Source organism: Streptomyces sp. NPDC006326 (assembly GCF_040612915.1).
Taxonomy (GTDB): Bacteria; Actinomycetota; Actinomycetes; order Streptomycetales; family Streptomycetaceae; genus Streptomyces.
In genome coordinates, this window is sequence record NZ_JBEXRC010000003.1 from 34,234 (window position 1) to 54,723 (window position 20,490).

Sequence of the window (20,490 nt, forward strand, 5' to 3'; positions counted from 1 at the left end):
CCGCACAGGCCGATCATCCCGCCCAGCGTCCGATCGCGGCTCTCGCGCCGCCCCTACTTACCGTGCCCCTGTCGCACGTCTAGGCAGAGCGCCCAGACGTCGGAGTAGCTGCCCTGGGAGGGCGAACCGCCGCTGTGCGTGGAGGCGGTCCAGTACGCCGGGTCGGCGCTCCCGTCGCCGACCGGGGCGCCGGCGGCGTCGCTGGGGTAGCTGCCGTTCAGGTGGGGGCCGCCCGAAGTCGCCTTCGAGAAGTCGGTCGTGGTGACGTTGCCTCCGCTGATGGCGGCGCCCCCGCTGACCAGCTGGCCGTCCTCGCGGGAGCAGCCGACCGTCGCCTTCTGCCCTGTGGAGGCCGTGTTCGGGCCGCTCACCTCGGTGAAGCGGACCGTCGTGGCCACGTGCTTGAGGCTGGTGCCGTCTCCGCTGCAGATCGCGTAGGCGTACGTCATGTTGTTCTCGCCGCGTCCGCCGCCGATCCCGCCGACCGCCGTCCAGGAGTCGGGGTTGCGCCCGCCGTCGCCCGCCGCGATCTGGCCGAAGTGGTGGGCGGCGTCGTTGAAGGTGGGGAAGCTCGCTATCGGCTTGAGGCTGCCGACGCTGGCCGGGGTGGTGCGGGCGCCGCCCCCGATCAGGGCCGTGCCGGCCGGGCAGGTCGCCGTCACGAGGCGGTGCGACAGCCCGCTGGTGGGTCCGGTGATCTTGTTCATGACCACCTGGGTGTGCTTGATCAGGTTGCTGTTCATGCACAGGGCGTAGGGGGTGGTGGAGAAGGACTCGCTGCTGCGGCTCCCGCTTCCGCCGAACGCCAGCCAGTGCGTGACGTCGGTGCCGACGATCCCGGGCGTGTCGACGTACTCCGTGGTGCCGTCTGCGCTGGGCGCGATGCCCATCACGTGGTTGCCGTTGGACATCTCGTCGTTGCCGATGCCCTGGTCGACTCCGCCGCCGGACACGAGGCCGTCGGGGCAGTCCGCGTGCGAGGAGACCCCGGTGAAGGGGGTGGCGGGGCCCATGGTGGCCCCGGGGGTGCTGACGGTGAAGTCGACGGTCTTGGCGTACGCGGTGCCCGGCACTGCCACGGCCAGCAGGCCGGCCGCGATCAGGGCCTGGGCCGTGGCGGAGCTCCGCCGGAGGTTCGTGCTCATCGGATTCTTTCCCTTGATTCCTCGTGCGTGGCTGGTGGTCCTGAGCCGTCGCCTCAGACGCCGTCGTTGGCGCACAGGACCCAGGCGTCGGTGGAGGTGCCGGGGGAAGACTGTCCTCCGGTGTGGGCGGAGGCCGTCCAGTACGCCGCCGTGGTGGTCCCGTCGCTGACGGCGGTGCCGCCGGAGGTGCTGGGGAAGCTTCCGTTGAGGTGGTCGCCACCGGATCCGGGTCCGGTGAAGTCGGTGGTGGTCACGCTGCCGCCGCTGATGGCGGCGCCCCCGCTGACGAGCTTCCCGTCGTTGCCGCCGCAGCCCACGGTCGCGGCCTGACCGGCGCTTCCCGTGGTCGGGCCGCTGACCTCGCTGTGGCGGACGGTCACCGTGGCGCCGCTGACGTTGATGCCGCTGCCGCTGCAGATCGCGTAGGCGTAGGTGGTGTTGCCGCTGTTGGCGCCGGAGTCCCAGCCGACGGCGGCCCAGGAGTCGGGGTTGGTCTCTCCGTCGGCCGCAGCCTTCTGGCCGTAGTCGTGCGCGGAGTTGTTGAACGTGGGGAAGCTCGCGATCGTCTTGAGGCTGCCCGTGTTGCCCGGGGTAGTCCGTGCACCGCCGCCGAGCAGGCGCGTGTTGGCCGGGCAGGTCGCCACGACGAGGCCCACCGTGGCCGCGGTGGTGGGGGTGGTGGCCTTGTTCATGACCACCTGGGTGTGGTTGACCAGGTTGCTGGTGAAGCACACGGCGTAGGGGGTGGTGGAAAAGGAGGCGTTGACCTGGCCACCGCTTCCGCCGATGCCCAGCCAGTGCGTGACGTCGGTGCCGACGACGCCGGTGGAGCCGGTGTACTCGCTGGTGCCGTTGGAGCTGGGCGCGGTCCCGTTGACGTGGTTGCCGTTCACCGACGCGCCGGTGCCGATGGCCTGGTTGATCCCGCCGCCGGAGACGAGTCCCGCGGAACAGTCCGCGTGCGTCGAGATCTCCGAGTTGGCGGAGGTCGGTCCGCTGGTGGCCCCGGGAGTCTTCACGGTCTCGCTCACGGTGTTGGCGTAGGCGGATCCGGGCACTGCCAGGGCCAGTACAGCCCCGAGGACCAGCGTCCTGCCGGCGGCGAAACCGCGCAGACGTCGTATGTTCATGTGGATCTCCCCATCTGACGGGCGATAAGTGACGAGCGGCGAGCGCTGTACGTGGAAACTGGATAGCGCGGGACGAGGCGGTATCCGGAAGGGGCACGGACCTTGCTGGTGCGGAACTGCCGCGGCATCACAACGGCGGCCTGCCTTGCGGATGTACGCCGCTCAGGGGCAGTGCAGGGTGGGGTCGTACCGGCCATTTTGCTACCCGGTGCCGAGCAGCGCATGCGGACTCTAACAGTCAGTCGTCCCTGCATCTACCAGGTGCAGTTGGAATCTCATCTGGCAGATGCGCAAGTCGTGAAGTGACTTCCGGGTATCCGAAGAAGCTCCGTTCGGGCCTCGTCTCCGGGGCGGCGCGGAGCGCACCTTCGGCGCGGGCTTCCGACGTCCTCGATGTCGGAGGGGCGGCCGCCCGGCTCAGCGCAGGTGGAACACTGCGGCGATGAGGAGCGTGGCGGCGGGGGAGAGGATCGGCCAGCCGCGGAGGCTGGATCAATTTCTTGTGACCCACCATGTTGAGTGCTGGCCGTCCTTGAACCCACGGCAAAGGGTGTCTGACCTGCACTTTCGTCGAGTGTGCATTATGTGCACTACGTGCGTTACGGGCGATATCTTGACGCACGTCTGACGCACGTGACGCACGTCTGACGCACGCGCGACGCACGATCCGCTCCTCTACTGACGGGGCGTCACACGTGAAAAGCCGCCTTCCCGCCGGGTGCAGAGCCTGGTGGGGACGGCGGCTTTTCGTGTGTGGGTCGGCGCGGCAGGCGCCCCTAGCTCCCGTTGACGCTCCGTAGTCGGCCAAGGGGATCGCTCACCTTCGGAAATAGTCCCGAAGCCGCTCGCGTTGGGGGATGTCGACGATGGGGGGTGTCGACGCTGAGGTTGTTCAGCACGAAGGGCGGCGTCACGGAGGTTGTGCCGCGATTGGCCGATGAAGAGGCAGAGGTGCAGGCCCTCGTCGAAGGCGCGATGGAGGCCATGCTCGGAGTGCGGTTCCTGGCGAGCGAATACAGCACCGGCCCCGTGCACGGAGGGCGCATCGACTCGCTCGGGCTGGACGAGAACGGCTCGCCCGTGATCGTCGAGTACAAGAGGGCTACCGACCCCGGTGTCCTTTCGCAGGGCCTGTTCTACATGGCTTGGCTGGTCGACCACCGGCAGGAGTTCCATGCCCTGGTGCGCGAGCGCCTGGGCTCTGCGGCTGCCGCCCAGGTGATGTGGAAGGCGCCCAGGCTGATCTGTGTCGCGGGGGACTACACCCGCTACGACCTCCACGCCGTCAGGGAGCACCGCCGGTCGATCGACCTCGTGCGCTACCGCCTCTACGGAAAGGGCCTCATCGCGCTGGAGACGGTCGCTTCCGTCGCGGCGCAGCCCAAAGCTGCCCTGCGCATGCGCCGCGGGAACGCCGGCGCTGCGGCATCGCGGCCGAATCCGGCGGGGGCGATGGTGGAGCTGGCCGCAGCGGTTGACGAAGCGCTGCTGGCCCTGGGTGCCGACGTGACGAAGGTCGAGCGCAAGCAGTACGACGCGTACCAGCGCCTACGCAACTTCGCCTGTGTGACGTCGCGGCAGGACAAGCTGCTCGTCTACCTCAAGGCGGCCCCGGAGGCCGTCGACCTCGTACCAGGATTCACCAGGGACGTAAGAGGGCTTGGGCATCACGGCACCGGCGATCTTGAGGTCCAGCTGCGCTCGGAGAGGGACGTGGAGCGGGCAGTGGAACTGTTCCGGTTGTCCTACGCCGCAGCCTAGGCCGGTGTAGCCGGGGCGGCGACGCCCTGGAGAGTCACGGCTGGTCGCGTCGGGACGCGGTGCTGGCTCTTGGCGGGCTTCTTTCGGTGGACGGGTAGGACGTGGCGGTGGTGCAGTCCATCTTCGGCAGGATCCCCGGTTTCGGAAACCGGGGACCCTGCGCTATGTATCGCCCAGCCACTGGCTGGGACACCTGCTCGGTAACACCTGGATGGGGCTCGTTCGCATCTTGCGTACAGACGTTCGAGCAGGCAGGGTTCCATACTTCCGAGCACATCCAGCCCACTTCGGCAGGAAGCGAGCGAAGACGACCATGGCTAAGCGTCAGCCCGAAGAGACCGGAACTTCTCCACTGCTCATCGCGATCGAGCACCTTGCTCGTGTGCAGGACCGCTTCGACACCCAGGAATCCGATCCCACCGGCACCTCGGCCGGCGATGACGGAGAGAACCGCGACGGCCTGAACCACCCCGAGGCGTAACCGCTGCCCCCGTACGAGCCGCTCTGCAGCCCGGGCCCGCCCCCTCTCCAGGGTGGGCCCGGCCCGCACCCGAAGCCTCCGGAGGACGCCGTGCACCACCAGCTCGTCGAAGCCCTCGAAACCGCCCTCGGCTGGACCGGACCCGCCCCCATGGGCAGGGAGTTTGCCCGAGGCCACCTCGCTGACCCTGGGCTTCCGGCCCGGTTGATGAGCCCGACCCGCCTCTTGGACACTGTCATGCGGCGCGGTCTGTCCCACCCCCAGTTCCGCGCCTTCCAGAACGGACGCGAGCTCCACCCCGGCGAGTACTTCACCGACATCGTCACCCGCCGCGGCCAGGGCATCCGCTTCACGAACATGACCCGCCTTTCCGCGCTCATGCAGGAAGGCGCCACCCTCGTCCTCGACGAGCTCGACTTCTTCGACCCAAGCCTCGAAGTCGCCTGCCGCGCCCTCCAGTGGTGGTCCCGCGAGCTCGTCCAGGTCAACGCCTACCTGACCACGCAGGACGCCGCAGGGTTCGCCCTCCACTGGGACGACCACGACGTGGTCATCGTCCAAGTCGCCGGCGAGAAGTCCTGGGACGTGCGCGGCACCTCGCGGCCGGTCCCCATGTACCGGGACGCCGCCCCGAACAACACTCCGCCCGAGACCTCGATCTGGCAGGGCACCCTCCGCGCTGGCGACGTCATGCACATCCCGCGCGGCCACTGGCACCAAGCCACCCGCACCGACCAAGGCGACGGTTTCTCCCTGCACCTGACCTTCGGGTTCGTCAAGCGCACCGGCGTGAACTGGCTGACGTGGCTGACCGACCAATGCCGCCGCGACGAGGTGTTCCGCGCCGACCTCGACCGATGGGGCAGCCCCGGCGACCAGCAGCTCCAAGAGGGCAACCTCGCCGCCGCCCTGAGCAAGCTGGGCGAGGACTTCCCACCCTCAGCGTTCCTGGCCGCCCGTGAGCGCGAACGCCCCGCCGCCCGACACGTGCAGACCGTCGGCCTCTTCGGCGCGGCGACCGGTCTGGTCTGTGTTACCGACTTTGCCCCGCTCATCGAGACCGATGACGAGCAAGTCCGCATCACCGCCTCCGGTAAGACCATCACCCTGCACGCGAAGGCCGAGCCCGCGGTGCGGCTGATGCTGTCAGGGGAGCCTGCCGACATCGAGAAGGTGAGCATCGAAACCGGCATCGACAGCCAAGAACTCGCCGACATCCTGATCAGGGAGGGCCTGTGCGCGGAGCTGACCGACGAATTGTCCTCGGGCTTTACCGGGTGGCTCCGACCCGCGCGCTCCTCGAACACGCCCTGACAGCCGGGGTCACCGCCCTCGACACCGCCTTCAACTATGACCGCTATGCCAGCCACCGCGTCCTCGCCAAAACCGCCCGAGAACTCCTCGACCGGTTCGAAGTATCGACGAAGGTCGGCTACTTCCCCGGCGGGCACTCCCTCGAGCCGACGCGGCTGCGGGCGGCCGTCGAGCAGACGGCGGTCGAACTCGGCCGCACGCCGGACACGGTGTTCCTTCACAACCCCGAGCACGACCCAACCCGGTTGGTGGCGGCCTGCGAAGAGCTGGCTTCCTGCCGGGAGGCCGGCCTCTGCCGTGCCTGGGGGATCGCTACCTGGAACCCCATTCCGCTTCTCGCCGCCGCGCCGTCGGTCCCGGTGGTGCCGGACGCGGTCATGGTGCGTGCCGGGCTCACCGTACGCGGCGAGGTCCTGGACGCGGCCGAGCTGTTCACGGCTGAACTGGGGGCGGGCGACCGGTGGGGTATGGCACCCTTTGCGGGCAACCCGAACGATCCGATCTGGTCGAAAGTCGATCCCAGCATGTTCCTCGAACCCCGACAGCATGCGTCGCGGATCCAGGCCGGACTCGCCGCTGCGTTCGCCCTGCCTGCCGTCTCCCGGATCGCCGTGGGCACCTCAAGCCCGCAACACCTCGACGAACTCGCCGCCGCCGTCCGTTACACGGCCAGCGCCGGCGCCGTCGACGAGTACCGGAAGCTGCTGCGCGCCAGGGCTGAACGGTAAGGAAGGAGAACAGCATGCCGTCCACCCCCACCATGCATGACCTACAGACCGTGCCCCATGACGACATCCTTGCCGAGGCCGAGAAGCGCACTGGTCGGGTCCTGGATCGCGACCACGGCCACTACAGCCGGTTCAACGGCACCGCCGGATTCCCCACCAACACCGGTACCTGGGTCCGCCTTGCCTGGTGCCGGCCAGAACAGCTCAGCTCTGCGGCCTGGACCGGGATCGAGGCGTCCGTTGCCATCCAGGGCGTGCCTCGCCCGGAGTGGTACGCCGGCTCCCAGTGGTACGACCCCGGCCGTGGCGTGGTGTGGCGCGTGGACGAGATGAGCTGCGCCACCGCAACAGCCGTCTCCCCAGTCGGCACCGTCGACCATAACCCCGACCTCCCAGCGAGCTGGTGGGCGGAACTCAGTCACGCCATGTCCGCGCTGGCCGGCCACACCACCGATCGGGTGTGCGTTCGGCAGGAACACCTGTCGGCCCGCATCCGTGACGCCTACGGTGATGAGGTCGACACGACAGTCCCGGAATGGGCCTGCGCTCACGGTGACGTTGGATGGGCCAACGTCACCGCACCGACGTTCATGTTGCTGGACTGGGAGAGCTGGGGAAGCGCACCGGCTGGCTATGACGCCGCGTGCCTGTGGTCCGCTTCCCTGACTGTGCCAGCGCTTGCAAAGCGAGTGCTGGCCGAGTTCGCAGACGTCCTGGATACCCGGGCCGGGCACCTGTCTCGCCTAATGCTGTGCGCTAACGTCGAGCGCGCCCACCGCCGTTCGGGAAAGGAGACACCGATCACCGCCCCCGCAAGGGCTGCGTCCATGGAGTTGCTCAGCTCGCTCGCCTGAGCGCAGAGCGGAACATGACTACGGGGCCCGAATTGCTCGGCCCCTGATGGTTCCGGTCGTCATTTGTTCCTTGTCGAGACCGGTCAAGTGTGGGTAATTGCCAGGATATGGGCAGAGGCGTCGATGAGCGCATCGTGCGGTTCCGCAAGGCGTGCTGCGGCGAGGGCAGCGTCGTACATCGGCTTGCCCAGAAGATTGGTGTCGGCGTACTTCTCGATGGCTTTGACCGCCACCCAGCCCGGTCCTTCAACGCCATACAGGGTCGGGTCCGCGAAGCCCGCCTCGGTGACTTCCTCGCGAAGCTCCTCTGAGGTCTGAAAGTAGGCGACGGTGAAGCCTCGCTGTCCGGCATAGCGGCCCTTGGCAAGTGTGTCCCGGACTCCGTCCTGGACGGCGGGCTCGGTGATGCCGGTGGTGGCGATGTAGTCGAGGAGAGGCGAATATCGCGAGATCGCAGCCGCGGCGACGAGACCTCCTGGCCGGACCACGCGGGCGGCTTCGGTCAGGGCGGAGAGCCGATCGCCCTTGTCGTGGAGGTGGTAAAGGGGGCCAAGGAGCAGTACCGCGTCGTAGGTGCCGGCTGCGGCGGTGAGACGGCGGGCGTCGCCCAGCTCGGATGTCACTCCGTCGAGAGCGTCAGCTTGGCTGACGTGCTTGGGCACGGGATCCACGATGTGCACGGTGTATCCGTCTGCGGCGAGCCAGTGGGCGTGGGTGCCGGGACCGCCACCGACGTCCAACACGCGGGCCGGAGCGGGCGGAAGGTGGCGGCGGAGTAACTCGCGGGTGCGTTCCAGTTCCAGGGTGCCCGTGGCAGTGGTGTGCAGTCGCGCGGCCTCGTCGGAGTGGGTGTAGAAGTCGATGATCTCCTGGCGGACGGCAGGGTTGCTCGTCATCTTGGAATCCTCGTCCTGCGGGGTTGATGGTGCCCGGAAGGATAGGGGCCATGGCGGAGTGATCACTTTGAATTTCGGCAGCTCCGGCACCGGTGAGCCGGCCCTGCTGCCCCGCCCGCGGCTGGGCCGTCTTTCGCACCTCGGCTCATGACGGAACGGTCACGCGCCGCCACGTCGAGGGCCCGGATTCGTTGGACCCGGGCATGGAGCAGAAAACCGTTTCGCCTCCAGGGTACCGATGCGCGGGGCTGCCCTCGGCGCCCTGGATCGGGTCGGACACCCCGGTCTACGACGCCCTTGAGCGGCAGTGGCTCGCCGAGGGCCGGGAGGTGCCCCGGAGTCCTGGGCCACCTGTCGACGGCCGGCACCGGATCGCCGAGGACCTGTTCTCCCGGGCGTGAGCCCCGCAGCTCACGCAACTCCGGCGAGATCCCCACGGGATTTTGCAGGTAAGCGGCCTATTCCGGCAAATGGGCAAAAGGTCATGGCAGTTGGGTGAGCGCTGCCCGGGCTGTGCATACGGCTGCGTTCACGCGAGATGACACTGCCAGCAGGGCTCGTTGATCATCACTGCACGGCGCATACGTTCGCCCGGGCCCGGCCGCGGCCACTGCCGTGGCTGGCAGACCGCGCCGAGCTGGAGGTAGACCGCCCGTGGCGGCGAACGGAAACCCGACTGTCAGAAGACGTCGGCTGGGCGCGGAGCTGCGCTGGCTCCGCCTGGCCCGTGGCCTGACCGGTACGCAGGTGGCCGAACACCTGTTGATCTGCCAGCCCAAGGTCAGTCACTTGGAGAACGGCCGCCGCGCCATCAAGCCCCGTGATGTGCGGGACCTGTGCGCCCTTTTCGGGGTCACAGACCCGCAGGTCATCGACTCGTTGATGCGGATGGCCACGGAAGCGGACAGGCACGGCTGGTGGGTGGCCTGCGGCGAGGTCCCGTACGCCGTCTGCATCGGCCTGGAGACGGCAGCCGCATCTGTCCGCTCCTACGAGCCCCTGGTGATCCCCGGCCTGCTGCAAACGCCTGCCTACGCGGCCGCGGTCATCGCGGAAACGATCCCTCAAGCCGCGGCCGCACAGATCGCCGTGCGCCGTGAGGTCCGTCTGCGCCGTCAGTTCCGGACCCGCCACCCGGCACGGTGTTTCCGCCTCCGGGTGGTCCTGGATGAATCCGCACTGCGTCGCGTGGTCGGCAGCCCCGCCATCATGCGCGAACAGCTTGAACGCCTCAACTACCTCAGTACCCAGCCGTACATCACCGTGCAGGTGCTCCCGCACAGCGTGGGAGCGCATCCGGGCGTCTCGGGACAGTTCTCCATCGTCGACTTCGCGGACGCTCCCGGGTCGGGGACGGTATAGCTGGAGCGGTTGACCAGCGACCTCTATCTGGAGAAGCGATCCGAGGTGCGGCTCTTCAGCGCCATGTTCGACCTCCTTCAGGCCCAGGCACTGAACCCGGAGGGAACCCGCCACTTCATCAGCCGCGCCGCCAAGGAGTTCCTGCCGCCGGGGCGCTGTCCGGCCGGCCGTGACCGCCGCACCGGCCGCAGGTCACTGCGGCGCGTACAACTGCTCGCGCAGGTACAGCAGGGCCGCGGTGTCCGCGACGGCGGCCAGGTCGGTCAGGAGGGTGCGGATGGCCGCGTCGTTGCCGTCGCGGACTGCCCGCACGATCTGCTCGACGGTCTCGCGTACGGACGGCTCGATGCCTGCCGGACCGGCCGGGGCCCAACCAAGGCCGGCGGGTCCGGCAGGCTTGCCGGGCACGGCACCCGCCGGGGTGCCTGGCACTGCCGTCATCTCTTCCCCTAACGGATCGTCCCCGTTGCAGGTCACGACCCGCGCGAGGGCGGGCGGACCGCGCTACGATCACGCCCGGCACGCCGACGGTACTGGGGAGCCGGGAGGGCGGCCTGCACGGGGGTCAGGCACGTCCGCCGGCACCCCTGGTCCTCGGCGCGGCCTACCAGGCTTCAGTCCTCTTCTCCTGCCAGGACTCGGTCGGCCTCGTAGTGTGGGCAGGGCAGGCGGTGCCACGTCACTGTGAGGCGGTTTCCGGCCGCGGCGATGGTGCGGGCATGGCCGTCGGCCGGCCCCGCCGCACAGCTGGGGCACGCGAGCGTCTGTGTTTTGAGCTCGACCGGCTCACTGGTGTGAGGGTCGTGGTCGGCCGGGTCGGACCAACGTCCGAAGGGCCCGTCCTGGCCGGGCCGCGCTCCCAGGGCCGGCGCGCCCTTGGTGCGGTGACTGCCATAGATCATTCGTCTATTCTCCCCGCGGACTGGCCTGGAATGCCGCCGACAGCCTGTAAACCAGCGAGGTCTGTATGACGTCCCGGATCGCAGGATCATAGGCTGCCGGCATGGCGTCCACTCCTGTCTCTCCTGCCCAGGCGCTCGACACCGTGCTCGCCGGGAATCAGCGCTTCGTAGCCGGGGCCCCGCAGCACCCCAACCAGGACGCGGCCCGGCGGACCGAGCTCGCACCGGCCTAGAAGCCCTTCGCGGTGCTGCTCGGATGTTCCGACTCGAGGCTCGCCGCCGAGATCATCTTCGACCAGGGCCTCGGAGACCTGTTCGTCGTCCGCACCGCCGGCCACGTGATCGGGCCCGAAGTCCTGGGCAGCATCGAGTACGGCACGAGCGTGCTGGACTGCCGCCTCGTGGTGGTCCTGGGCCACGACTCCTGCGGCGCCGTCGCCGCAGCCAAGGCCGCCGTCGAGGACGGGCTGCCCGCCACCGGATACGTCCGCGACGTCGTCGAGCGCGTCACCCCCAGCGTCCTGGCCGCCCGCGCCGCCGGCCTCACCGCGGACAGCGACCTGATCGACACGCACATACAGCACACCGTGGACCTGCTCCTGGACCGCTCCCGCGTCCTGGCCGACCAGGTCGCCTCCGGCCACACCGGCGTCGTTGGGCTGGCCTACCAGCTCAGCGAAGGCAGCGCTCGGCTCCTCACCGCCCGCGGCATCCCCACACCGGCGTCCAGCGCACACGCCCGTTGATCACGCGCGGCGGCGGGGTGCTGGCGGCGGTCGGCGGCGAGGTGTACGTCGACGAATTGATCGACTAGTGGGCGGGGCACCTGCGCAGCGATCTGTCGGACCTGGCCTCGTGTAGCCCGGCTCCAGGCCCATCGTACGGAGTGGTAGGACGCTCGTCGGCGGATTGCTCCTGATGGGAGCGGCCTGCACTGATCCGAACTGTCGCGGAGTGGACCGATCGGCTTACGTTCGCCACTAGATGCGTGGCCCTGGCGCCCCGGGGCGTTTGAAGGGAGCGGAGGTGCACTGTCCCGGCGCCCCATGGCGGGACGCGTGTGAGTGATGGCTTCAACTCAGCTGCCTGGGTCGGGGCCATCGTCGTTCCCGCTCCCGGTCGAGGCGCGCGGGGGCGGGCCGCGACCGGGCCGGCCTTTCAGAAGCCCGCATCACCCTTGGATGAGGAAATGCGGGCCCGCCGGTACGGAAGGCGACCAGGCTTTCCGAGGGCGGGGGGTCAGCGGTCGCGCATGTCGTCGTCCGGGGTGTCGGCTTCGATCTTCTCCTTGCGGACCTCGCCGGTGACGGTCTCCTCGTCCGTCTGTTCCTCGGTGGTCAGGCGGACGCGCTCCACGGGGACGGCTTCGGTTTCCACGACGGGCCGTTCTTCGTGGAGGGTGACCTCGTGTTCGGCTTCGGCGATGTCCGGGCCTGCCATTGCGGCATCGCGGTTGGCGTCGGTGACGGGTTCGCGTTCGATGCGGACTTCTTGGTGGCGCACGGGGACGGTCTTTGGGACTTCTTCGGTCACCACGTACTTGCGCAGCCGGGCCCGGCCGACTTCCTGGCGTTCGGTGCCCACGTGCATCTGCTCTTCGGAGCGGGTCATCGCGTCACCGGAGGCGTCCATGCCTTCCCTGCTGTGTATGCCGCTGTCGTCGGTGCGGGCCCAGCCGCCGGTGCCGGGCTGGTTGGCCTGGGTCCAGGCGGCGTCCCAGTCGATGCCGTAGTGCTCGTAGAGGCGGTGTTCTTCGTCTTCGGAGAGGTGGCCGCCGGAGTCGACGTCGACGTTGGGCGCGTCCTTGATCTTGTCCTTGGCGAAGGGGACCTCAAGGTGGTCTTCGACCATGGTGGCGTCCTTGATGGGGACGAAGGACTCGTTCATGCCGAGCATGCCGGTCTTGATGCTGACCCATTCCGGCTGGCCGGTGGCGTCGTCGAGGAAAACGTGCTTGGCCTCGCCGAGCTTGTTCCCGTCGGAGTCGTAGACCGGGTGGTCGAGGACCGCGGGGATCTGGTCCTGGGTGATCATGCCCACTCCCTTTATATAGATACCTGCCTTTTTGGTCGTTTTGGCGCCTACCTCTCTGGCTTCCACGCAACCACTCAGACCCGGCAGCACGGTCGATGCATAAGGCCGGTGTGAGTGGACAGCCGCCGGGTATGACACGCACACCGAAACCCGATCATGGTGAAGACCGCGAGCGCACTGCCGGTGCCGGCGGGCGCGGCAGTGCGGGTCCCGATGAGGAGGTGAAGCAGCGGTCTCCGGATCAGCTCTCGGATATGCCCAAACGGTCCTGGATGGCAGTGCTGCGTGGCACGCTGAAGGAATTCAAGGACGATGAGCTTGCCGACCGCGCTGCCGCGCTGACGTATTACGGCGTCCTAGCCCTCTTCCCGGCCCTGCTGGTGCTGGTGTCGCTGCTGGGCATCGCGGGTAAATCGACCACCAAGCAGGTGCTGGACAACCTCCAGAAGCTCACTCCCGGCTCGGCGCGCGATGTGATCAGCAATGCCATCCAGCAGCTCCAGGGCAACGCCGGTATTGGCTCGCTCCTGGCGATCGTCGGCCTGGCCGTCGCGATCTGGTCCGCCTCCGGGTACATCGCCGCGTTCATCCGCACCTCCAACGCCGTTTACGACATGCCCGAGGGCCGCCCGGTGTGGAAGGTGCTGCCGCTGCGCCTGGCCCTCACTGTCGTGCTGATGATCCTGGCCGTCGTCAGCGCGCTGATCGTGGTCTTCACCGGCGGCCTGGCCCGCCAGGTCGGCACCGCGCTGGGGGTCGGTGACAGTGCGCTGACGGTGTGGTCGATCGCCAAGTGGCCGGTCCTGGTCCTCCTGGTCACGATCATGATCGCGATCTTGTACTGGGCTGCCCCGAACGCCAAGGGGCGCGGGTTCAAGTGGGTGACCCCGGGCAGTTTCCTGGCCCTGCTGATCTGGATGATCGCCTCGGCCGGTTTCGCGTTCTACGTCGCGAACTTCGCCTCTTACAACAAGACCTACGGCACCCTCGCCGGCGTGATCATCTTCCTGGTGTGGCTGTGGATCACCAACATCGCCATCCTTCTGGGGCTGGAGTTCGACGCGGAAATGGCCCGCCAGCGCGCCATCGCCGGCGGCCTCCCCAAGGACGAGGAGCCCTACGTCCAGCCGCGCGACACCCGTAAGTGGAGTGACGAGGAACGCCGCCGCATGGAGTAAGCACCGTCTGGGCGGCTGCTGCCGGGGAAGCAGCTCAGCATGAGGGTTGTGGCTTCCCTGCGTACGGGTGAGAACCGGCTGACCAAGCGCATGGCGTCCTGGGATTCGGCCTGGGCCCGTGGCCTGCTGCCGCCGATCGAAGACGCGGCCGAACACACGAAACTGTGGTGGGCGGCCGCCATCCTGATGGCGGCCGGGGGCGGATGGAGAGGCCGCCGGGCCGCCGGCGCGGGCATCGCGGGGATGGCGGTGGCGCAGCTGCTCTCCAACGGGGTCGCCAAGCAGCTCGTCGAGCGCCGCCGGCCGCCGAAGGAATGGTTCCCGCACCAGGAGGTGGAGGAGCGGCCCGACAGCTCCTCCTTCCCCTCCGGGCACACCGCCGCCGCTGTCGCCTTCACCGCCGCCGTCGCCCCGACCTGGCCGTGGGCGGGCGCCGCCTGCGCCGTGCCGACCGTTCTGGTGGCGATCGAACGTGTCCACGACGGCGCCCACTACCCCTCCGACGTCGCAGCGGGAGCCGCCATCGGCCTGGCCGCGGCCGCACTGGTGCGGGCCACACCGCGCCTGCTAATCCGCCAGCTGAGCTAAGGGATGTCCGGGCGGGTGGCCGAGCCGTTGCGGGGTAACCGCGCCACGGACAGCAGCGCGTACATTTCAAAGAGGAGGATCCGTCATGGCGGCTCGCTTCGAGGTCCGGCACCAGCCGGCCAAGGGGTATCACTTCGTTCTGATCGCAACCAACGGGCAGGTCATCGCGACCAGCGAGCACTACGAGACGCATCGCGCCTGCCTGAACGGCATCGACTCGGTCAAACGCAACGCCGACGCCCCCATCCAGGACACCACCGGGACCAACCAGGGCGGCTGAGCGGCGCGGCGCCGCCCGTGCGGCGTCGAGGGCCGCCATCGTGCAGCCATCACCGGTCAGTGCAGTAAGGCAGTACTTGGAGTACAGGGTGAAGACACAAAACGCCGATGATTCGGTGGGCGAACTGGTAACCCGCGCGTCGCAGCAGATCTCGGAGCTGGTGCGCGAGGAGATGCAGCTGGCCCGGGCGGAGATGACCGCGAAGGGCAAGCGGTTCGGGGTGGGCGGCGGCCTATTCGGCGGGGCCGGCCTCTTCGGTTTCCTGGCCGCGCAGGCCCTGACAGGGGCCGTGATCGCCGCCGTGGCGCTACTGCTTCCCCTGTGGGCCGCGGCCCTGATCGTCGCCGCCATGCTGGCAGCGGTCGCCGCCGTCATGGCCCTGGCCGGCAAGAAACAGATCGCCAAGGCCGGCCCGCCGGTTCCTGAGCAGACCACCGACAGCGTCAAGGCCGATGTGGCCGAGATCAAGGAGAAAACCCAGCGATGAGCGACAAGCCCCACGGCAGCGAGTCCGCCCCCACTCCCGAGGAGCTGCGCCAGCAGGTCGAGCACACCCGCGACGAACTCGGCCAGACCGTCGAGGCCCTGGCCGCCAAAGCCGACGTCAAGGCCCGAGCCCAGGAGCAGGCCGCCGCCGTCAAGGAGCAAGCCGCCGAGAAGGCCGCCCACCTAACCGACCAGGTCCGCGACAAAGTCGGACAGGCCACGCAGCTGGTGAAAGACAAGACACCTGACCCGATCCTCGACAAGGCGGCCGCGGGCGCGGCGCAGGTCCGTGACGCGGCGTCCCGTGCCGGGCAGCTTGCGGCGGACAAGACACCTGACCCCGTATGTGAGAAGGCCGGACAGGCTGTGAGCATGGCGCGGGCCAAGCGCACCCCGCTGCTCGCCGCGGCCGCCGCGCTCGTCGCCTTCCTGCTCATCCGTCGCAGTCGCCGGCGGTGCCGGTGAAGGCATCGAAGGTCGCCTACAAGCCGGTCGGCCTGGCACTGGGCGCGGCCAGCGGAATGCTCGCCGGCGCGGCGTTCAAGCAGGCGTGGAAGATGCTCGGGCACGACGATGACGCACCCGACGCCACCGACCAGAACCGCTCCTGGCAGGAGATTCTTCTCGCCGCAGCCCTCCAGGGCGCGATCTTCGCCGTCGTCAAGGCCGCCGTCGACCGAGGTGGCGCCACCACTGTCAGACGCCTGACGGGCACCTGGCCCGGCTGACGAGGCACAAGAGACGGTGCCGGCCTCTGCGGCCGGCGCCGTCGTCCCTGTAGACCATGAGTTGGGAGGCAATCCGTGGCCGCGCACCCAGGGCTCCACGCCCTCACCGCTGCCGCTCTGACCGGCGCCCTGATGGCAGCCCGATGGTGGACGCGTCGCCGCGCAGACAGCGCGGATCACGGGGCTAGCGCTGCGAGGGCACCCTGGCGCCGGACGCCGCCCTGTCCCACCGGCGCCCATACCGCTCACGCGCGTGTGGCAGAACTGCACGCTGCACTCCTCGACCCCGCCGCGGCGGAAAACAACATCCATTTCAAGCCGTAGCGAAGGGGCACCCCCATCCTCAGCCAGGGGCGTCCGCGGCGCCTGACTGGGTACACGCGCTCTCATGCACGGACAACATGCGCGTCCCACGAGCACTCTGTTCGGCCCGGCCTCCCACGACCAGACGCCTGCCCCCGAGCAGGACGGCGCCAGGCACTCCCGGCGTGGCAGGCTCACCGGCCGCCTGAGGCGCCGGATCCTCGCCTACCGGTCAATCGAGTTACTGTCCTCCCGCCTCCCCGGCGACAGCAGCCCGGGCGAGGAATGCCTGCTCCTGGTCCACATCCGCAAGGTCGTCGGCCAGGTCCACTACCGGATCTGCACCCACTGCGCCCAGGGCGTCATCACCGGCGTGGCTCTTGAGGAGCGTTTCCGCAATACCGGCCTAGGGACGCGTGCGCTGTCTCATCTGCGCTCGCGTCACCCGGGCGTGAGCTGGTGCAGCACCCTGAATCTGCGCGCCACACGCGATCTCCTGGGTCGCATGCGCGTCCCTACAACGACTGGGGCCGGCCTGTGCCCGCACACCCGGCAGCCGCATTTGCCTCGGGTGCCAGCCGCTCTCTGACCAGCAGCCCCAAACCACCATCTGCGCCCACATCCCACTGGTCTCCTACTACCAAGAGGATGCGGGCGCAGATGGTTTTGCCACCGCCCGGGGCCGACTCGATGTGCAGGTTGGTGGTGAGCTGGTTGCCCAGCAGCCATCCCCAGCCGCCCGATCCATCGGTGTGCGGCGCACGGGGGCCGGGCGGCAGGGGACTGGTGTCGGTCACTCGGATGTCGACGCTCTCGCCCTGGAGGGCCAGGTGGAGCGTGCAGGGGCCGTCGGTATGGCGGCTCCGACGAGCTCGCTCACCACCATGCACGAGCCAGGGGTCTTGGGGTGGCGGACTCCGACCACCGGGATGTCCCAGGAGAAATGCCGAATCGGGCAGCCACATGCGTGTAAGGCCCTCCGGCGGGCTCGTGACCGGCGAGCCGCCGGATCCCACGGTTACAGGTGGGACAGCGCGAACGCGGACAGGAATCCGACTACGGTCACCAGTCCCGTCAGCAGGTGCACCTTGCTGTACGCCTCGGGGATCATCGTGTCGGCGATCATCGCCAGGATCGCTCCGCCGGCCACTGCGGTGATCACGGCCATCGCCGCCTCGGAAGCCCCGCCCAGCAGCGCGTACCCGGCCAGAGCGGCCAGTCCGCTGATCACGGCGATACTTCCCCACAGCGTAAACACGTAGGTCCGGCTGCGTCCGGCACTCTTCATCCCGGCGGAACTGGCCAGACCCTCGGGAATGTTGCTGATGAACACCGCCCCCACCGTCGCGACTCCCAGATGGCCGCCGCCCAGCAGGCTCGTCCCGATCACCACGGACTCCGGGATCCCGTCGAGAAGCGCCCCCAACGCGATGGCGTTCCCCGACCCGGGCGCCTCCTCCTCGGAAGGCTGCTCTTCCCCGGAACGCTTGCGGTGCTGCGCACCGCGGCGTGCCAGCAGCGCGTTGGCGCCCGAGTAAACGGCCGCACCACCGACCGCGCCCGCCACCACCGGCCAGATTCCCGACCGTTCGTAGGCTTCGGCAATCAGCTCGAAGGAGACCGCTGCCATCAGTACGCCGCTGCCGAACGCCATCACCAGCGCGATCAGCCGTGGCGGGACACGTATCAGGGAGCCGATAGCCGCACCTACCAGCAGAGCCGCCCCCGCGAACAGGCCCCACCCTCCCGCCGTCAACGCACCACTCACAGCCGCTCCGCCTTCCTCGCCGACATATGCGCTGCTCCTACCCGGCAAAAGAGCACCGCAACGGGGCTACCCCTCCCGGGTGGGCGAAGGCGCGGGTACGGCCGCCGCGGGTGAGCTCCTTGCGTCGGAAGAGGGCGGGCCGGCACGTGGCTTGCAGACGCCCCCGACAGGTCGGGTCCTGATCGCTGGCACCTCCGCATTCGGCCGTGCCCAGCAGCCGGGACGTGTTTCCACCTCGAGCGCCACAATCCTGATCGAGGTCATCCCGGGCCAAGGGCCGGGTGGTGACAGCGTGGCGCCGGGTGAGTTACCGCTGGGACACCTCCCCGGGCCGTTCGGCACGTGACGCCGGTCAGCCCCGGGCGCATTTTCAGACGTGGTTGAAGGATGTATCGCGGCTGGTTACATCCTTCGGTGAGAACACGGCATCCCTGGCGCGACCAGTCGATTCGCGTATTCCACGGCCAGGACTGTGCCGCAGCACCGAGCCGAAAGGCAACCTACAGCGACCGCTCCGACACATGGTGCGATCGGAGTGTGGCCTGCAGAGGCGGCTCGCCCCGACGGCCGACAAGGCGTCGGGGCGGCAGTGCGCCCTGTTACCGCCTTGGGCCGACCCGCTCCGATCGCCAAGACTTCCACCGTTCCCGCAAGAACCCGCTCCATTGGAGACGCCCACCGGGCGCCGATGGACCCCGCGAAGGAGACGACTGTCAAGCTTGCCCGTTTCGCGACCATGACCGCTCTCGCCGCCGCCCTGGCCGGTGCGGCCGTCGCGCCGGCAGCAGCCCAGCAGAACAGCGCCACCACCACGCACCCCTACGCCTGCTCCAACCAGGGCGGCGGCCCGAGCCACACCGTCAACTGCTCCGGCCTGATCACGGTGAACAACGTGCTCAACGGCACCACCGTGAACATCGGCGACCTCAACGTCCTCAACGGTACCCAGCTCAACGACCTCCAGGTGGCCCTGGCCAACGTCGCCGACAACAACGTCAACGCCCCCGTCACCGTCCAGCTCCTGAACCTGGAGACCGCCGCGATCACCACGTACCTGACGAAGTTCGGCATCACCGTCCTTCCGGTCAACGTCGGCGTCTGCGCGGGCAGCATCTGCGTCTGATCGGCCCCGGACATCCCGGCAAGGCGCATCCCCCCTCAACCCGCCCTGCCGGGAGCCGACGCCCGCACCTCTGCGGCCGCCACGACCACCAAGTTGCGGCGGCCGCAGGCGTGTGCTCGGTTCATCCCCCCGTCCCGGTGTCACTCCGCGAGCCGCTCGTGCCAGGGGGCGTGGCCGCTGGCATCCTGGCGGGGCACGGCACCCCGAGGCGCGGGTCGGCTAAGCGCAGACAGGGCTGTCCTGCCCAGCGTCTGCGCTTCGCCGGAAGTCGCGGTCACTTACGGGGCGCACCGTCCCTGGCCGGCAGGCGATCCTGTAGAGCACGGAAGCCGCGTGGCGTATCAGAGCCCGGCCGGGCTCTGCGGCTCTCGCCGTCGGGCCGGTTTGGGTGCTGGTCTTCATCCCCTACCCGGCAGGGAGGCCGTCCTCATTCCCGGCAGAGACAGCTCGGCTGCTTCACGTCACTTCCGGGATCAAGAGCCGTCTTTCGTCGGTGAGGCCGGTTCCCCTGTTGGTCAGTTGAGGCCCAGGGTTCGGTCCGTACCGGTGAGGGTGAAGAGGCGGGCGACCATGGGCGCCTTGACGTCGGCCACCCTCAGGGGCACACCTCTGCGGGCGGCCTGATAGTGGGCGCTCAGCAGGGCATTGAGTCCGGAACAATCGCAGAATGTGGCTCCGGCCAGGCTCACGGTCACCTGGCGGGGACGGCTCTCCAGGCACATGGCCAGGGCGGTGGTCAGGCGGGGAGAACTGTCGGAGTCGATCTCCCCGGTGACGCGCAGGGTGGCGCACCCCTGGTGAAATTCGGTCCGGTGGTCCATCACCGTGCCGGGGCCGCTCATCTCGGTCCATCGACGACGCGGTGAGGGCTAGGAGTTGCGCGGTGACGGACCTCTTCATGGGCGGCCCCCATAGCCGCAGCGACGTGGCGACGGCCGCATTTCGAGGCGGCGACCATCCCGGTCTCCGGCGACAAAGCGACCGGGGTGTCCAGTTCGCTGCGCAACCGGGCCGGCATCGATAGCCGACGAGCGGGCTCCAGCGAAGCGAAGTCGTCACAGACCCCGGTCACCCGCCCGGTGAGCACTGTGATCTGTTCGAGTTCCATGACTGCACCCTTGCCGCCGCTCCCGCGCGGTGTCAACCACGCCTGTGAGGCTCCCGGCACTTGCTTTGGTACGCCGCGGGCATGCCGGCCATCAGGTGCGCGCGAGGCCGCCCTGGGTGTCGTCGCACAGGATGAGCACCCCCTGCGACTCGCAGCTCTTGCGGTAGGCGGACGGTCCTGGCTGCGCGAGAGAAGAGTCTGCGGCAACGCGCACCCGGACGCCTGGACGCCCACCCGCACGGCATCCAGCGGACCGCGGTTGATCGGGCTGTTGCACCGCGCGTGGGTCGGCCACGTGTAGGTGTGCCAGATGGACACGGT

The 20,490-nt window shown here is 68.9% G+C and carries 21 protein-coding genes and 2 pseudogenes; 15 read left to right on the forward strand and 8 right to left on the reverse strand.

The window, feature by feature from the left end:
* Positions 1 to 53: 53 nt before the first annotated feature.
* Positions 54 to 1,145, reverse strand: coding sequence for a hypothetical protein (locus tag ABZ128_RS03250; protein ID WP_356845757.1), 1,092 nt, complete (start codon positions 1,143 to 1,145; stop codon positions 54 to 56).
* 53 nt (positions 1,146 to 1,198) lie between these two features.
* A complete protein-coding gene (locus tag ABZ128_RS03255) occupies positions 1,199 to 2,275 on the reverse strand; it encodes a hypothetical protein (protein WP_356845758.1) in 1,077 nt (358 codons plus the stop codon).
* 873 nt (positions 2,276 to 3,148) lie between these two features.
* On the opposite strand from ABZ128_RS03255, the gene ABZ128_RS03260 reads away from it, so the two are divergent.
* The 5 genes from ABZ128_RS03260 to ABZ128_RS03280 all read left to right on the forward strand — a co-directional run bounded on the left by ABZ128_RS03260 (position 3,149) and on the right by ABZ128_RS03280 (position 7,413).
* A complete protein-coding gene (locus ABZ128_RS03260) occupies positions 3,149 to 4,036 on the forward strand; it encodes a DUF5655 domain-containing protein (protein ID WP_356845759.1) in 888 nt (295 codons plus the stop codon).
* Positions 4,037 to 4,349: 313 nt separating this feature from the next.
* A complete protein-coding gene (locus ABZ128_RS03265; protein ID WP_356845760.1) occupies positions 4,350 to 4,517 on the forward strand; it encodes a hypothetical protein in 168 nt (55 codons plus the stop codon).
* Positions 4,518 to 4,607: 90 nt separating this feature from the next.
* On the forward strand, positions 4,608 to 5,831 hold the full coding sequence (locus tag ABZ128_RS03270; protein WP_356845761.1) for a cupin domain-containing protein: 1,224 nt from the start codon (positions 4,608 to 4,610) through the stop codon (positions 5,829 to 5,831).
* Entirely contained in the window at positions 5,795 to 6,559 is a 765-nt protein-coding gene (locus ABZ128_RS03275) for an aldo/keto reductase (RefSeq protein ID WP_356845762.1), read from the forward strand. Before ABZ128_RS03270 ends, ABZ128_RS03275 begins: the two co-directional genes overlap by 37 nt.
* 14 nt (positions 6,560 to 6,573) lie before the next feature.
* A complete protein-coding gene (locus ABZ128_RS03280) occupies positions 6,574 to 7,413 on the forward strand; it encodes an aminoglycoside phosphotransferase (RefSeq protein WP_356845763.1) in 840 nt (279 codons plus the stop codon).
* An 83-nt stretch (positions 7,414 to 7,496) separates the two neighbouring features.
* On the opposite strand, the gene ABZ128_RS03285 is transcribed toward ABZ128_RS03280, so the two are convergent.
* Positions 7,497 to 8,309, reverse strand: coding sequence for a methyltransferase domain-containing protein (locus ABZ128_RS03285; protein WP_356845764.1), 813 nt, complete (start codon positions 8,307 to 8,309; stop codon positions 7,497 to 7,499).
* A 654-nt stretch (positions 8,310 to 8,963) separates the two neighbouring features.
* Here ABZ128_RS03285 and ABZ128_RS03290 point away from each other — a divergent pair.
* Positions 8,964 to 9,812 (forward strand): annotated as a pseudogene (locus ABZ128_RS03290) (helix-turn-helix transcriptional regulator); the annotation flags it as partial.
* A 51-nt stretch (positions 9,813 to 9,863) separates the two neighbouring features.
* Here ABZ128_RS03290 and ABZ128_RS03295 read toward each other — a convergent pair.
* On the reverse strand, positions 9,864 to 10,112 hold the full coding sequence (locus tag ABZ128_RS03295; RefSeq protein ID WP_356845982.1) for a hypothetical protein: 249 nt from the start codon (positions 10,110 to 10,112) through the stop codon (positions 9,864 to 9,866).
* 562 nt (positions 10,113 to 10,674) lie between these two features.
* On the opposite strand from ABZ128_RS03295, the pseudogene ABZ128_RS03300 reads away from it, so the two are divergent.
* A pseudogene (locus ABZ128_RS03300) lies at positions 10,675 to 11,319 on the forward strand (carbonic anhydrase).
* Positions 11,320 to 11,812: 493 nt separating this feature from the next.
* Here ABZ128_RS03300 and ABZ128_RS03305 read toward each other — a convergent pair.
* Positions 11,813 to 12,607 carry a PRC and DUF2382 domain-containing protein gene (locus tag ABZ128_RS03305; protein WP_356845765.1) on the reverse strand — a complete coding sequence of 265 codons (795 nt, stop codon included), beginning with the start codon at positions 12,605 to 12,607 and terminating at the stop codon, positions 11,813 to 11,815.
* Between the two features lie 131 nt (positions 12,608 to 12,738).
* Between ABZ128_RS03305 and ABZ128_RS03310 the strand changes: the two genes are divergently transcribed.
* The 7 genes from ABZ128_RS03310 to ABZ128_RS03340 all read left to right on the forward strand — a co-directional run bounded on the left by ABZ128_RS03310 (position 12,739) and on the right by ABZ128_RS03340 (position 16,759).
* Positions 12,739 to 13,785, forward strand: coding sequence for a YihY/virulence factor BrkB family protein (locus ABZ128_RS03310; RefSeq protein ID WP_356845766.1), 1,047 nt, complete (start codon positions 12,739 to 12,741; stop codon positions 13,783 to 13,785).
* A 39-nt stretch (positions 13,786 to 13,824) separates the two neighbouring features.
* Complete coding sequence (locus tag ABZ128_RS03315; protein WP_356845767.1) at positions 13,825 to 14,373, forward strand: phosphatase PAP2 family protein; 549 nt, start codon at positions 13,825 to 13,827, stop codon at positions 14,371 to 14,373.
* 85 nt (positions 14,374 to 14,458) lie between these two features.
* Positions 14,459 to 14,653, forward strand: a complete 195-nt coding sequence (locus ABZ128_RS03320; RefSeq protein ID WP_356845768.1) for a YegP family protein — start codon at positions 14,459 to 14,461, stop codon at positions 14,651 to 14,653.
* Between the two features lie 88 nt (positions 14,654 to 14,741).
* A complete protein-coding gene (locus ABZ128_RS03325) occupies positions 14,742 to 15,140 on the forward strand; it encodes a phage holin family protein (RefSeq protein ID WP_356845769.1) in 399 nt (132 codons plus the stop codon).
* Positions 15,137 to 15,604, forward strand: a complete 468-nt coding sequence (locus tag ABZ128_RS03330) for a DUF3618 domain-containing protein (protein WP_356845770.1) — start codon at positions 15,137 to 15,139, stop codon at positions 15,602 to 15,604. Before ABZ128_RS03325 ends, ABZ128_RS03330 begins: the two co-directional genes overlap by 4 nt.
* Entirely contained in the window at positions 15,601 to 15,867 is a 267-nt protein-coding gene (locus ABZ128_RS03335; protein WP_356845771.1) for a DUF4235 domain-containing protein, read from the forward strand. Before ABZ128_RS03330 ends, ABZ128_RS03335 begins: the two co-directional genes overlap by 4 nt.
* A 388-nt stretch (positions 15,868 to 16,255) precedes the next feature.
* Positions 16,256 to 16,759: a GNAT family N-acetyltransferase gene (locus tag ABZ128_RS03340; protein ID WP_356845772.1), complete on the forward strand. Its 504-nt coding sequence runs from the start codon at positions 16,256 to 16,258 to the stop codon at positions 16,757 to 16,759.
* A 429-nt stretch (positions 16,760 to 17,188) separates the two neighbouring features.
* Here ABZ128_RS03340 and ABZ128_RS03345 read toward each other — a convergent pair whose 3' ends face one another.
* The gene (locus ABZ128_RS03345; RefSeq protein WP_356845773.1) at positions 17,189 to 17,938 is read right to left on the reverse strand and encodes a ZIP family zinc transporter; all 750 of its coding nucleotides are present in this window, start codon (positions 17,936 to 17,938) and stop codon (positions 17,189 to 17,191) included.
* Positions 17,939 to 18,626: 688 nt separating this feature from the next.
* On the opposite strand from ABZ128_RS03345, the gene ABZ128_RS03350 reads away from it, so the two are divergent.
* The gene (locus tag ABZ128_RS03350) at positions 18,627 to 19,061 is read left to right on the forward strand and encodes a preprotein translocase subunit TatB (RefSeq protein WP_356845774.1); all 435 of its coding nucleotides are present in this window, start codon (positions 18,627 to 18,629) and stop codon (positions 19,059 to 19,061) included.
* Positions 19,062 to 19,576: 515 nt separating this feature from the next.
* Here ABZ128_RS03350 and ABZ128_RS03355 read toward each other — a convergent pair.
* A complete protein-coding gene (locus tag ABZ128_RS03355) occupies positions 19,577 to 19,903 on the reverse strand; it encodes an STAS domain-containing protein (RefSeq protein ID WP_356845775.1) in 327 nt (108 codons plus the stop codon).
* A 357-nt stretch (positions 19,904 to 20,260) separates the two neighbouring features.
* Positions 20,261 to 20,383: a hypothetical protein gene (locus ABZ128_RS03360; RefSeq protein WP_356845776.1), complete on the reverse strand. Its 123-nt coding sequence runs from the start codon at positions 20,381 to 20,383 to the stop codon at positions 20,261 to 20,263.
* Between the last annotated feature and the right edge of the window lie 107 nt (positions 20,384 to 20,490).